The sequence below is a fragment of the Aquirufa antheringensis genome, from assembly GCF_004307425.1.
Taxonomy (GTDB): domain Bacteria; phylum Bacteroidota; class Bacteroidia; order Cytophagales; family Spirosomataceae; genus Aquirufa; species Aquirufa antheringensis.
The window spans coordinates 456937-469308 of sequence record NZ_SEWZ01000002.1; the positions used below are offsets into that span (position 1 = coordinate 456937).

Annotated in this window: 13 protein-coding genes; 8 read left to right on the plus strand and 5 right to left on the minus strand. The window is 45.4% G+C overall.

Features of this window, described 5'->3' with window-relative positions; genetic code table 11:
* The first annotated feature begins 43 nt into the window (after nt 1–43).
* Genes EWU21_RS04920 through EWU21_RS04930 form a run of 3 tightly spaced genes read left to right on the plus strand, consistent with a single transcriptional unit; the run spans nt 44 to nt 1525 of the window.
* Nucleotides 44–202 (plus strand): DUF2256 domain-containing protein, encoded by a 159-nt coding sequence (locus EWU21_RS04920; protein ID WP_130895693.1) that lies wholly within the window; start codon nt 44–46, stop codon nt 200–202.
* Entirely contained in the window at nt 180–449 is a 270-nt protein-coding gene (locus tag EWU21_RS04925; RefSeq protein ID WP_130895881.1) for a TIGR03643 family protein, read from the plus strand. The genes EWU21_RS04920 and EWU21_RS04925 overlap by 23 nt, the downstream gene beginning before the upstream one ends.
* A complete protein-coding gene (locus EWU21_RS04930; protein WP_130895694.1) occupies nt 449–1525 on the plus strand; it encodes an FAD-binding domain-containing protein in 1077 nt (358 codons plus the stop codon). Before EWU21_RS04925 ends, EWU21_RS04930 begins: the two co-directional genes overlap by 1 nt.
* Here the strand turns inward: EWU21_RS04930 and EWU21_RS04935 are convergent.
* Together EWU21_RS04935 and EWU21_RS04940 are read right to left on the minus strand one after the other, a co-directional pair.
* The gene (locus EWU21_RS04935; protein WP_130895695.1) at nt 1505–2944 is read right to left on the minus strand and encodes a cryptochrome/photolyase family protein; all 1440 of its coding nucleotides are present in this window, start codon (nt 2942–2944) and stop codon (nt 1505–1507) included. The genes EWU21_RS04930 and EWU21_RS04935 overlap by 21 nt on opposite strands.
* Nucleotides 2941–4404 carry a cryptochrome/deoxyribodipyrimidine photo-lyase family protein gene (locus EWU21_RS04940; RefSeq protein WP_130895696.1) on the minus strand — a complete coding sequence of 488 codons (1464 nt, stop codon included), beginning with the start codon at nt 4402–4404 and terminating at the stop codon, nt 2941–2943. Before EWU21_RS04940 ends, EWU21_RS04935 begins: the two co-directional genes overlap by 4 nt.
* A gap of 83 nt (nt 4405–4487) precedes the next feature.
* Here EWU21_RS04940 and EWU21_RS04945 point away from each other — a divergent pair, with 83 nt between their 5' ends.
* Complete coding sequence (locus EWU21_RS04945) at nt 4488–5120, plus strand: hypothetical protein (protein WP_130895697.1); 633 nt, start codon at nt 4488–4490, stop codon at nt 5118–5120.
* Here EWU21_RS04945 and EWU21_RS04950 read toward each other — a convergent pair.
* The 3 genes from EWU21_RS04950 to EWU21_RS04960 form a co-directional block, all read right to left on the minus strand.
* Nucleotides 5115–5603: a DUF4442 domain-containing protein gene (locus EWU21_RS04950; RefSeq protein ID WP_130895698.1), complete on the minus strand. Its 489-nt coding sequence runs from the start codon at nt 5601–5603 to the stop codon at nt 5115–5117. The genes EWU21_RS04945 and EWU21_RS04950 overlap by 6 nt on opposite strands.
* Nucleotides 5604–5611: 8 nt before the next feature.
* Nucleotides 5612–6232, minus strand: coding sequence for a putative polyvalent protein kinase domain-containing protein (locus EWU21_RS04955; RefSeq protein ID WP_130895699.1), 621 nt, complete (start codon nt 6230–6232; stop codon nt 5612–5614).
* 110 nt (nt 6233–6342) lie between these two features.
* Nucleotides 6343–8346 (minus strand): glycoside hydrolase family 3 protein, encoded by a 2004-nt coding sequence (locus EWU21_RS04960; RefSeq protein WP_130895700.1) that lies wholly within the window; start codon nt 8344–8346, stop codon nt 6343–6345.
* Between the two features lie 53 nt (nt 8347–8399).
* Here EWU21_RS04960 and EWU21_RS04965 point away from each other — a divergent pair, with 53 nt between their 5' ends.
* From EWU21_RS04965 to EWU21_RS04980, 4 genes are read left to right on the plus strand one after another with little or no spacing between them, the layout of a single operon-like run.
* Complete coding sequence (locus EWU21_RS04965) at nt 8400–9047, plus strand: DUF1801 domain-containing protein (RefSeq protein WP_130895701.1); 648 nt, start codon at nt 8400–8402, stop codon at nt 9045–9047.
* A 59-nt stretch (nt 9048–9106) separates the two neighbouring features.
* Nucleotides 9107–9595 (plus strand): helix-turn-helix domain-containing protein, encoded by a 489-nt coding sequence (locus EWU21_RS04970; protein WP_130895702.1) that lies wholly within the window; start codon nt 9107–9109, stop codon nt 9593–9595.
* Nucleotides 9596–9654: 59 nt separating this feature from the next.
* Nucleotides 9655–10146, plus strand: a complete 492-nt coding sequence (locus EWU21_RS04975) for a (2Fe-2S)-binding protein (RefSeq protein ID WP_130895703.1) — start codon at nt 9655–9657, stop codon at nt 10144–10146.
* Between the two features lie 5 nt (nt 10147–10151).
* Nucleotides 10152–12293 (plus strand): xanthine dehydrogenase family protein molybdopterin-binding subunit, encoded by a 2142-nt coding sequence (locus EWU21_RS04980; protein ID WP_130895704.1) that lies wholly within the window; start codon nt 10152–10154, stop codon nt 12291–12293.
* Nucleotides 12294–12372: the final 79 nt, after the last annotated feature.

The following is a 12372-nucleotide window of genomic DNA, read 5'->3' on the forward strand; positions in this document are numbered from 1 at the left end:
TGCAGTGAAAAGGGTTTGTCATTCATAGGCAAGCCCTTTTTTTATGCAAGGCGTTAAAAAACAACATTTACCCTCCAAAACCTGTCCCATCTGTAATCGCCCTTTCGCCTGGCGCAAGAAGTGGGAGAAGAATTGGGACCAAATCATCTATTGTGGTGAAAAGTGCAGACGTAGCAAATATGTTTTCGGAGGAGGATATTGACCGCATTATCCAAATGGCCTGGGAAGATCGCACGCCTTTTGAGGCGATCGAATTTCAGTTTGGCCTAAAGGAAAAAGAGGTCATCGAATTCATGCGACTGAATAGTAAGGAGTCGAGTTTCCGCATGTGGCGAAAACGAATGACGGGCCGCGGCACGAAACACTTGCAAAAACGTGTTGCGGTAGATCCGCGCTTCAAATGCACCTTGCAACGTAGCATCAGTATGAATAAAATCAGCAAGCGCTAATGAAGTTTTCGACAAAACGCGAAGAGGTATTAGCGCAAATCGATCAATTCGACCCAGAAAAGTATGCACGAAGCCGGAACTTCATTACCGGTGGAGTGTCTTATTTATCTCCCTATTTATCCCGCGGTTTTATCACCGTTCCCCAAGTCGTCAAACGATTAAAGGATCGTGGAATCGGATTAGAACAGGCTGAAAAATTTATCCAAGAATTAGCGTGGCGCGAGTTTTATACCCGTACCTGGTTTCAAAAAGGCGATGCTATTTTTGAAGATATCCGCCATCCGCAGGAGGGCATTGAGCGCTTCGGAATCCCGAAAGCGGTGTTAGAATCTACCACAGGAATTCAAGCTTTAGATGGGGCATTAAAGAACTTCCCAGATACGGGATATCTCCACAATCACCTCCGAATGTACCTGGCCTCGACGATTTGTAACGTGGCCAAATACCACTGGTTAGAACCTGCCCAATGGATGTATTACCATTTGTTGGACGGCGATTTAGCCAGCAACGCGCTGAGCTGGCAATGGTGCGCTGGGACTTTCAGCAACAAGCTGTATTATGCGAATCAGGAGAATATCAATCGATACACCGGGAGTCAGCAACGTGGTACTTTCTTGGATTTTGAGTATGAGGATTTACCTTCGCAACCTGTCCCCGATCATCTGTGTAGATCGGTAGAGGCTTCACTTCAGTTTACCCCGCCCACGACGAAACCGCTGGAATTAATCGATGTAATTCCCACTTTCATCTATACCCATTACACATTGGACCCAACTTTTCATGAAGGGGAAATAGGCAACCGGATTTTGGTCTTAGAGCCGAGCCATTTTGCGAAGCATCCGATGGCGCCGAAAACGATCGAGTTTATCCTTTCGCTGGCTGAAAATATACCTGGAATTCAAGTCTATTATGGGGAATATGCGGATTTAAACGTGAAAGGCATTTTCCGTGATCATCCTATCAATGCCCATTTTCAGGGTATTCGCGAAGTGCACCCGAGTTTAGCTCCCGGCTTGCAAGGGGAGTTCAATAGCTTCTTTTCGTTTTGGAATAAACTAAGCCGACAATTGAGCTAAAAAGGTTTCTGCGCGGTTTAGGTGGGCTTCTCTTTTTTCCAAAGGCATCTTATCCCAAGTACTGATCAGCATCGCCCAGCGCGGATTTTTGCGGAACGTTTCGCGTTGTTTATCTAGGAATCGCCAAAACAATCCATCCCAAATCTCCTGCCATTCGCCCTTCGGATAATCACTCATTTTCAGGATGTAATTAGAGCCACAGATATAGGGTTTCGTGGTCATCAAACCTCCATCGCTGAATTGTGACATGCCATAGATATTTGGCACCATCACCCAATCGTACGCATCGATGTACATTTCCATGAACCAGCGATAAACCGCATCGGGTTTGATTTCGCACAACAACATAAAATTCCCTAGCACCATCAGTCGTTCGATGTGGTGGTTATAGCCCGTTTTTAACAGTTTGCGAATCGTTTGGTCGATGGGTTCCACACCCGTTGTCCCGGTATAAAAGGCTGCGGGCATTTCTTTCGTAAATCCCCAATAATTCGACGTGCGCTGTTGGACCCCAATTTTGCGATACAGTAATTGCACAAATTCCCGCCAACCTACCACTTGACGGATAAATCCCTCCACGCTATTCAAGGGTGCTTTCGAAGTTGCGACATGCTCAATGACTTGCGCGGGATTTAACAATCCCACATTGATCAAAGGACTTAAAATGCTGTGAAACAAGGTCTTTTCTTGCGCTTTAATCGCGTCCTCGTAATCACCAAAAAGGGGAATCCTTTCCCGAATAAATTGATCTAATGCAGCCTGAGCCTCGTCATGTGTCACTGGGTAATAAGTTCCCGAAAAAGGGCACGCTAAAGAACCTGGATTATTTGAGAAATTGGCAGTAACATACTCGATGGCCTCCAGGATATACTCGTTCGGAGCGGTTTCCGGAAACGGTGCCGGGATGAAGGTATTTTTCGGTATTTTCTTTCGGTTGTCCGCATCGAAAGTCCATTGGCCGCCCATCGGTTTTCCGTCTTCCTCGAGGAGAATTCCGCGGTCTTTTCGTTGCTGTGTGTAGAAGGCCGTTTGAAAATAAGGCTTACGCGTACCCAGCAGTGAGGTGTCTGTGTTGAGGAAATTTGGGCTCGCTAGCAAGTGAATTTCACCTGCGCGTCTAAGACGGCGTTCTAGCAAGTAATCATTCGGATCGAACAAGCTTATCGCGCCTTCGATGGAAGAAACCAGCGCAACTTCCGAAGCACGTGGATCTTGCGCATCGATATATTCCACCTTTTTTCCTGCGGCGCGAAGTCGGTCCGCAAAGGCGCGCATACTCGCCCTGTGGAACAGTATTTTCTGTTTGTGGAAGGCGTATTGTTTGAAGAATAATTCAGATTCTACGACATAGAGAATAGCCGCTTCTTGAGCGAGTGTCTCTTCAAACAATTGATGCGGGAAAATTAGAAATGCGCTCATTTATTCACGTGTTTTTGGAGGATTCGCGCCCCCTCTTGCCGGGCCTTTTTCGTTTTCCGCATCGCCCAAACCTGGTCCGACGCTGACTTCCTCGTCGCACTCAAATCCACCACCGGAACGGGATAATCTACCCCGATTTTGACCCCGTACAAAGTTTGTTCCATCTCACTTAATTTCCAAGGCTCATGAACTAAGGTAGACGGAATTGACGCTAATTCCGGCACCCATTTTTTGATGAAGATTCCGTCTGGATCGTGCGCGTATGAATTCTTAATCGGGTTATAAATTCGGATGGTATTAATACCGGTTACGCCGGCCTGCATTTGGATTTGTGGGTAATGTATACCGGGTTCGTAATCAAGAAATTGTCGAGCTAGAAAATGCGCTAAATCCCGCCAATCCTGCCATAGATTAAACACAAAAAAGGATACGACCATCGCCCGCATTCGGAAGTTTAAATAACCTGTTGCGACCACACAGCGCATACACGCATCGATGAGGGGAACTCCGGTTTGACCGTTTTGCCAAGCCTGAATCAAGAACTCATCGCGGTCTTTCTCCAGCGCTTGATAGGCCTTATTCACAGGTTCAAACTCCATACGTGATTCATCCTCAAACTTCTGCATAAAATGCCCTTGCCAGTGCAGGCGAGAAGTAAAATTGGAAAGTGCCCGTTTGTTTGCAGCGGTCTTATAGTGCTGCATCGTGAACGTGTGGGCCATCCGCATGCTGATATTTCCGTAGGCTAAATAGGGGGAGATGCGGCTGCATGCCCGCCGACTGGCCTCGGGTTTGCTGATGGAAGAACTGTAGCCAGTATGTCGGGTTTCGATGAAACTTTTCATGTATTTCCAACCCCAATATTCGCCACCTTCTTGGAAAACAGGGTTACGCGTTTTGAATGCAAGAGGTAATTCGGGACCTTTCCATGAATCATAAAATTCAGGAGATAATTGCAGCAAATTCCAATTGTCTTCCCGAACAAAAAAAGGTTCATGTCGCATGGTTTCTTCCCAGCGTTGTTGCCATGTTTTACGGGATTTCAATCGGCGAATAACGCCACCTGTCCGCGTTTCTTTCCAAGCAATTTTTTCGCGCGCGCAAAAAGCAGATACCGCTTTGTCTCGTTGAAAACTCAAATCATTTCCAATTTCTTGGTGGGAGAAAATTTGGCGTATGTCAAATCGCTCTGCCAACGCCTGAAACACGGAGAGAACTTCACTATGGAAAATATATAGGGTCCCATTTCGGTCTTCTAAGCGACCCTGCATTTCCATCAAAGATTCATGGACAAATCGCCAGTGGCGGATATCGCTGTCCGGAAAAGCGATGAGGGATGGTTCGAAGAAATAAACCAATAACACCGGTAGATCGGACGCCAAAGCCCGGTACAACGGCTCGTGGTCCGTAAAGCGGAGATCACGTTTGAACCAGACGATGTTGATGGGGTTTTTGGACATAAAATACTAACTGAAAAACCCATAGGATGTTTTCAGAAAGAAAAAGCGTACCTTTGCACCGTTAAAAATCTTAATGTATCAAAATGAAACAATTAATAACGCTTTGCTTTATCATCTTCGCGACCAGCACCCTGAATGCCCAAACAGGAAGCATCGAAGTGAGCACAGGAGGCTTTTCTTTCATCCCAGCCTTTACCTCGAGAGAGCCAAATATCATCATCAATGCAGGAACCAATCCGAAGAAACGTTTGACAGGGTCCTTGATGTACATGATGCGCATGCAGAGCATGACGCCTACTACGGTGGCCTTATTTACACGTTATCGATTTATTGATAAAAAATTTAAAGCCATTGTGGGTATCCACATTCCCGCCTTCCAAATGACGGAGGAATATAAAGTGACGAGTTTCTTCGGACGCGAGTTGACGATGTCTTATCCTATCAACGAAAAATTGACCCTAGGGTCCTTCATATTAAATGGAAATGCGCGTAATTCAGACTTTAAAGTGACGTTAATCTCAGGAAATACGAATTACCGCCACAAGAACTGGGGATTTTTAACGCAAGGATATTACTTAACTGTGGGGGATTTAACCGGAGTTGCTGAGACGATTTCGTATGACATTAATTCCCATTTTCAGGCCAAAGCCTTTGGCAATTACACGATCACAGACGGCCAGGTAATCGGAACCGTTGGCTTGAAATACAACCTATAAGTTCTTTGCCTTAAAGGTCCAAGTAAAATGAAATTCGGCCACCACCTGGCCGGCCTCATTTTTCCCAACGGAAGTAGAGAGGAGCTTCGAGCCCTCTTTATTTTCGAGGGCATCCTTGACAGCTTGTTCGAAAGCGGCGCCATCTGCGCAGGTAAAAATAATGACCCCTGTCGCCTTCTTCACAAATACGGCCTCTACCTTTTCCACTAACATGCTCACCGCTGGCTGTCGCTTGTAGACTTGTCCAAAAGCCAACATCCCACAACTCATTTCCGCCGCCATCGATTCCACAGCAAAATAGATCGATCGAAAGGGATTTTGACTAAACCAGGAATATTTTACTCGCACGCCACACGATTCTTCATCGAAATGGGCAATGGATAAACCTGCCCAAAAGGCCGCTGATAGCTTTTGGAAAATAAAAAACTTGAATAATACCGGATTCGTAATGATCCGCTTGAAAGCGGGGAAATGTGGGTTCATAATTGGAATTATTTTTTGTCAGGCGCAATATAAAAAACAGTGTCTATAAAAAAGAGTATTCCGTTTTGCGTAAGCACATTTTCGTCATGAAGGTCTTCTAGAATTAAACCTAGATCTGCATTATAATAATCGTGATTTTTTGTGTTTCGGAAACCATTATTTTCCAAAAATAATTTAACAAGCCTTAAATCTGTTTTTTCGCTTGCTTTAATAAATGGTTGCTCTACGACAGCATAAACCACATCTAGTTCTTTGAAGAAACCTAACAATTGATAAGCAGTATCTGGGAAGAATAAATTATTAAGTAGGAGATTGTGCAAATAATCAATCCAAGATGCATAATAGATAGCATCATTCAATTTTAAAACTGAGGCGCCATCTTTTAAATAGACTTTTTGCTCAGCACCCTGTGAAACGTAATTTTCAACATTGATATCAGCTAACCATAAATTCTCTTGGTTAGCAAATTGAATTAAACTCTCTCTTTCTTGTTGTTTGTTTTGCTTGTACTCTTCAGCCACTGAGCCTGCTCCTTGGCTTCTTTTAAGGTAACTACAGGTTGTTTGGATAAGATGGCAATGCTTAACTTGGCTCTTTCCTGAAAGGATATATTGTATTTCATCTTTCATTTTATTGGTTCTACAAAGGTAAGAAAATTAAGCATCCACTTACTATGGATGCTTAATGCTCTATAAATTACCTAGTTAACCAATACAAACAAAACAAGTAAACTGATATTCTAATAACTTAATCCATGTCCAAACGCAAACAAGCCATATCCCGGACTTTCCATATACCCCGGAACGTCTGATTTATTCGCCTCTACCGCAGCCTGATTCACAGGAGTCGTAAATGGCATTTTACCAGTCGGCTTATAAGCTCCCGTCACGATATCAAGTAGCGCTTCTTGCGTTGTCCCGAAAGTCGCGATGATAGAGGTTGCCTTTCCCTTATCTATCTCTTCAATCACCCAAGGGTTCGTGTAATTGATGGCTACGATCGTGGGTTTGGCATTCAATACTTCATTCACGTGATTCACGTCGATGCGATTCTTAGATAGATTTAAATCGATTTTCGAACCCTGCGAGCTGAATAATCCTCCTGAAGTGGGAACTAGCCACAATAGAACGACATCCGCCTCTTCCTTTGTGGACACGAATTCTAAACCAGGGTAATTAGGTTTCGACACCTTGATCGCTTCACCAGGATTACGACCTGATTGAAAATACGTCTCGAAGTATACTTTGGTCTTCTTCGCTAAAGGCAAACGCTTGTCGTCGTTACGTAATAAGACAATGGATTTGCGCAAAGCTAAATCGGCTGCTGCCACCGCTTCTTTGTTACCCACCGTCTTCACCGCGTCCTCCACATTCACATACGGATTCTCAAAAAGACCTAAGTCGAATTTCTCTTTTAATAATTTCGCCACCGATTGGTTAATGCGCTCCTCTGAAACCAATCCACTCTTCACCACTTCGATCAAAGTCGTAGGATCTGCCGCACCAGAGAAGATATCTACTCCAGCGTTCAACGCTTTTTTATAGCGCTCAGGAATGCTGATATTTTCCACACCCCAAGGCATCATTTCGATAGGGCCTGTATCCGAGTTGATGATCCCGTGGAAGCCTAATTTGTCCTGCAATAAATCACCGATCATCGCTTTGTTATACGAGAATCCCACCTCCTCGAATTCCTTTCCTTTAGGAGCAGAATAGTAGGGCATAATAGCGGAAGTTCCAGCTGCAATTGCTGCCTTAAATGGCTTCACGTGGTAGTCAAACATCCCTCCAGGATAATGCGCAAACTTACCCCAATCAAAGTGAGAATCTTGTCCGTCCACTTGCGGGCCACCGCCAGGGAAGTGTTTTGTCGTCATCGCTACAGAGGTGTTGGAAAGTTTAGCTCCTTGGAAGCCTAGAACAATCTCTGTAATCATCTTCGAAGCTAAATCCGCATCTTCCCCAAATGTTCCTTCCACCCGACCCCAACGCGGTTCAGTCGCTAAATCCGCCATATACATATAGCCTTTGCGAAGACCTACCGAACGCCATTCGGCTGAAGCCGTTTCCGCAAACTTACGTGTTAAATCAAAGTCGCGCATCGCCGCTAAACCTAGTTCGCCTGGCCACTTAGAGAAGGCCGTTACGCCTACACTTAAACCAACAGACGCATCCGTCGTGACATGATTCCGAGGATTCGAAGCAACGATTGCTGGAATACCTAGACGCGTTGATTCGCAAAGTTCTTGTAAGTTATTGGACCATTTGGCCATGATTTCAGGCGACGCATTCGCGCGCAAAATGAAATGGCGCAGATGGTATTGTGTCACGCCTTTTGTGGTTCCCGCCGCAGACATATTGGGAGCGCCTAAAGGCTTGCGGGTGAACATATTTGTCGTTTGGACTAAATCCTCTTCGTTAAATCCTTCCGTGATCGGCGTTTTAGGACCACCTCCCTGCACGCCATTCGCAAACACTTGATCTCCGCCCATACGCGTCGTACTGATGAGCATGAAACCGAGTTTTTCTTCGACGGTCATTTGGGATACTAAGTCTTTTGCCCGCTCTGAAGCCGGCAAGCGCCAGTCTTCGTATTTATCCAGTTTATTATTTTGGTTTAAATCTTTAAAGGACAATTTCCCTATGCGTAGGGTCGGTTTTTTCATAGCGACAATAACGGGTTGCGTTTGGGCTAGTAAAGAACTAGAAGCAAAAAGCAAGGCAATAAGCACACGAGATTTCATAGGATTTTTCTTTCTTTGTATAGGAAAGCAAAACTGTAGCCATTTCTAATCACATGAAAGATCCGAATGTAGACGAATTCATACAAAGTGCCGACAAGTGGTCAGCGGAAATGGCCTTTTTGCGCCGCATTTTGCTCGACTGTTTGCTGGTGGAAACCTATAAGTGGAAGACTCCGGTATACATGGTGGGTACGAAAAATATCATTGCAATTTCTAGCCTAAAGGACCATTGCGCCTTGAACTTTTTTAATGGGGCACTGTTGCAAGACGAGGAGGGGATGTTGATTAAACCCGGCGAACATACGCAATTAGGTCGCTGGATGAAGTTCAGTTCGGTGGAGCAGATTTTGGCCAAAGAAGAGCTCATCAAAGCCTACATCCTAGAAGCCATCGAGGTAGAGAAACTGGGTTTGAAAATGGAGAAGTCCACCGAAATCCCTCATCCGGTAGAATTAACGGCAATTTTTGATAAAAAACCTGCCTTAAAAACGGCCTTCGATAAACTTACCCCGGGCCGCCAGCGCGCCTATCTTCGATTTTTCACGGATGGAAAACAATCCGAAACGCGCACCTCGCGCATCGAAAAAAACGAGAAATACATTTTAAAAGGGATTGGAATAACGGATTGTATTTGTGGCCTAACGAAGCGAAAACCCAGTTGCGATGGATCGCATAGAGCCATCGAAAATTTTAAAAGATGACGTTTACAAGTCGTATGCATGACGTTTTTTGCACCAGATTTTAATCTCAAATTTGCCCTATGAATTTTGGAGAACAATTAAAAGAAATCCGTACCACGAAAGGACTCACTCAAATCGAATTATCGGAAAAGAGTGGCGTCGCTTTGCGCACCGTTCAACGCATGGAACGCAACGAGGGCAAGCCTAGTTTGTATTCGATGAATGCGATCGGCGAAGTTTTGGGGACGAATTTGACCTTGTTGTATGCTCCGGATTTGGAAACCGAAACACGAAATATTATGGAAAGTACAGACCAACAATTGTGGGCGATTGCGAGAAGCCGTGCCAAATTCAAAAGGAGCCTCGGTTCTTATTCTATCGTCATCCCTTTTCTGTGGGTTATTTGGTTTTTAACCTCACAAGATAAAGATATTAATCGCATACCATGGCCTATCTGGCCTATGTTAGGCTGGGGTATAGGTCTAGCCATTCAATACCTGAAAGCGTATGTAATTGAAGTCGGATCTTTAGAACAACGGGAATACGATAAGTTGAAGAAAGGCGAATAAAGTGTATCGATTTTAGAGAATTTGGAGCTAATTTAGTAGCAGACGAATTCTCTATATCTATGAAAACAATCGAACTGTCGATTAATCAGCAAGTTCACCGCATCGAGGTGGATCCAGAAATGCCCTTATTGTGGGCCATCCGCGATATCGTGGGATTGAAAGGAACGAAATTTGGCTGTGGTCAGGGCCTGTGCGGCGCTTGCACGGTGCAGCTAGATGGACAACCTATTCGTTCTTGCCAAACCCCGGTAGGGAGCATCACCGCGAAACAGAAAATCACGACGATTGAGGGCGCCTCGACGCGTTTAGAGAAAATCATTCAAGCGGCTTGGATCGAGCACCAAGTGCCGCAATGTGGCTATTGCCAGTCGGGCCAAATCATGTCAGCCACTGCTTTGTTGAAATCAAATCCGAAGCCATCAGAAACCGATATTGAGAATTATATGTCCGGAAATATTTGCCGTTGCGGTACGTATTCTCGCATTAAGTCAGCTATTCAAACCGCTGCCAAAAATGCTGCCAAAAACACGTCTAAATCCACTAAATCCTAAGCCTTATGTCACTCGAATCTAGAAGAAGTTTCATCAAAAAAGCAGGGGCAACGGGACTAACGTTTTGGTTAGGATTGTCCTACGTTAAAGGAGCAAATGCGCCCGTTATTTCTACGGCAAAATCCCTAACACCCTTCATTAAAATTGACGCTAACGGTATCACGATTTTCAACCCTAACCCAGAAATGGGACAGGGTTCTTATCAGGCGGTTGCCTCGATGATTGCGGAAGAGTTGGAAGTGTCTTTGGACCAAATCACGATCAAAAATACCAGCGGAGAGAAAGAATTCGGGGCAGGCCAATGGGCCGGCGGAAGTTCGACCGTACGCGAAGGCTATTTGACCTACCGCAAGATAGGTGCATCCGCTAAAGAAATGCTTGTAAAAGCGGCAAGCCAGACCTGGGGAGTTAGCCCAGAATCTTGCAGAGCAAAAGAAGGGAAAGTCTTACACGCTGCGACCAATCGCACGTTAAAATACGAGGAACTAGCGGAGGCCGCGTCTCTTTTAGAGATCCCTAAAGAGCCTAAATTAAAGGATCCGAAAGATTTCAAAATGCTCGGCAAATCCGTAAAACGCCCAGATATCCCTTTAAAAGTGACAGGGAAAGCGGAATTCGGAATCGACGCCGATGTCCCAGGCATGCTCTATTCCAGTGTGGAAAGATGCCCTGTGATAGGTGGAACGCTGAAAACGTTCGACGCCACTGCGGCAATGAAAGTCCCTGGTGTGGTGAAAGTGGTGTCTGCGGAACGCGTGATTGGAAAATACAGCTCGACGGGAGTGGCAGTCATTGCGAAGACCTATTGGGCTGCGATTCAAGGAAGAAAAGCCTTGAAAATAGACTGGGATACGAAAGGATTTGAGACATTTAACTCCAGCGATTACGAGCAAAAATTACGTGCGCTATCGAAAGAGGAGGGCATTTTAGATAAGCAAAAAGGTTCGGTGGATCTTCCGGTGGCTCAGGTGGTCGAATCCTTTTATGAGACGCCTATGGTGGCGCACCACCCGTTGGAACCGATGAACTGCACGGTGCACGTGAAGGGAAAGAAAGTGGAGATTTGGACTTCGACTCAGGTACCGATTTCTGTGACTGGTCCGGGCATGATGGGAAGTTTGCCCGGAATGATGGGCATTGATCCAGAAGATATTACGTTGCACGCAGGATTTATAGGCGGAGGCTTTGGCAGAAGATTGTACTTCGATTATATCGTGGAGGCGATTAACGTAGCGAAGCAGGTGGACAGTCCGGTGAAGGTGGTTTGGTCACGTGAAGACTCGACGACGCAGGGGCCTTTCCGTCCGATGACTTTCTCTAAAATGATCGGCGGTCTGTCTGAAAAGAATCAAGTAGTTTCCTTCCAACACAAGGTCATCAGCCCCGGTTTTATGGACAGTGCGATGCCTAATTGGGACAAAACGAAGCTGGACAGCATGATGACCGAGGGCATTAGTGCGCAGGAATACGACATCCCGAATATGAAGAATAGCTTTGTGTTTGCGGATTACCATGTGCCACTAGCCGCTTGGCGTTCCGTAACAAGTTCCACTTTGGCATTTGCACATGAATGTTTCATCGATGAGCTGGCGCATAAGGCTGAGAAAGATCCACTAGACTTCCGCATCGATTTACAATCGACGAATACCGATACGAAACGCGTGTTGAAAAAATTACGCGAGATCACAAACTGGGGCAAGCCGCTACCAGCTGGTAAAGCCCGCGGCGTGGCGCAATGGGACTTTTTTGCGGGACTTTCAGCTCAAGCGGTCGAAGTAAGTTTGGCGAAAAACGGAGCGGTGTCCGTAGACAAAGTATACGTGGTCATCGATTTAGGAACAGTCGTAAATCCAGATAACGTGAAAGCGCAAGTGGAAGGCGCCGTTTTAATGGCCCTAAGTGCGGCAATTCATCCAGCCATCACCTTGAAAAATGGGGTAGTGGAGCAAAAGAATTTCGATACCACGCCGGTGACGCGCATGAGCGAGGCTCCGGAAGTGATTGTAGAAATCATTACGGAGGGGGCTAAAATCAAAGGGGTAGGCGAACCTGGTTTGCCGCCGTTTGCGCCGGCTTTAGGGAACGCGATCTTTGCTTTGACGAAGAAACGTTTGCGCAAGTTGCCGCTAGAAATTGATTTTGTTTAAAACAATGAAAACCCTCCAGCAAACATTGGAGGGTTTTTTATGCTCTTTTAGGACGGCTATTTAAAATAATTCTAAATAA

Coding starts and splice junctions, on each gene's coding strand:
- EWU21_RS04970 (WP_130895702.1), top strand. CDS start 9,107: ATGAATTTTGGAGAACAATTAAAAGAAATCCGTACCACGAAAGGACTC.
- EWU21_RS04940 (WP_130895696.1), bottom strand. CDS start 4,404: ATGTCCAAAAACCCCATCAACATCGTCTGGTTCAAACGTGATCTCCGC.
- EWU21_RS04975 (WP_130895703.1), top strand. CDS start 9,655: ATGAAAACAATCGAACTGTCGATTAATCAGCAAGTTCACCGCATCGAG.
- EWU21_RS04980 (WP_130895704.1), top strand. CDS start 10,152: ATGTCACTCGAATCTAGAAGAAGTTTCATCAAAAAAGCAGGGGCAACG.
- EWU21_RS04965 (WP_130895701.1), top strand. CDS start 8,400: ATGAAAGATCCGAATGTAGACGAATTCATACAAAGTGCCGACAAGTGG.
- EWU21_RS04925 (WP_130895881.1), top strand. CDS start 180: ATGTTTTCGGAGGAGGATATTGACCGCATTATCCAAATGGCCTGGGAA.
- EWU21_RS04960 (WP_130895700.1), bottom strand. CDS start 8,346: ATGAAATCTCGTGTGCTTATTGCCTTGCTTTTTGCTTCTAGTTCTTTA.
- EWU21_RS04945 (WP_130895697.1), top strand. CDS start 4,488: ATGAAACAATTAATAACGCTTTGCTTTATCATCTTCGCGACCAGCACC.
- EWU21_RS04920 (WP_130895693.1), top strand. CDS start 44: ATGCAAGGCGTTAAAAAACAACATTTACCCTCCAAAACCTGTCCCATC.
- EWU21_RS04955 (WP_130895699.1), bottom strand. CDS start 6,232: ATGAAAGATGAAATACAATATATCCTTTCAGGAAAGAGCCAAGTTAAG.
- EWU21_RS04935 (WP_130895695.1), bottom strand. CDS start 2,944: ATGAGCGCATTTCTAATTTTCCCGCATCAATTGTTTGAAGAGACACTC.
- EWU21_RS04950 (WP_130895698.1), bottom strand. CDS start 5,603: ATGAACCCACATTTCCCCGCTTTCAAGCGGATCATTACGAATCCGGTA.
- EWU21_RS04930 (WP_130895694.1), top strand. CDS start 449: ATGAAGTTTTCGACAAAACGCGAAGAGGTATTAGCGCAAATCGATCAA.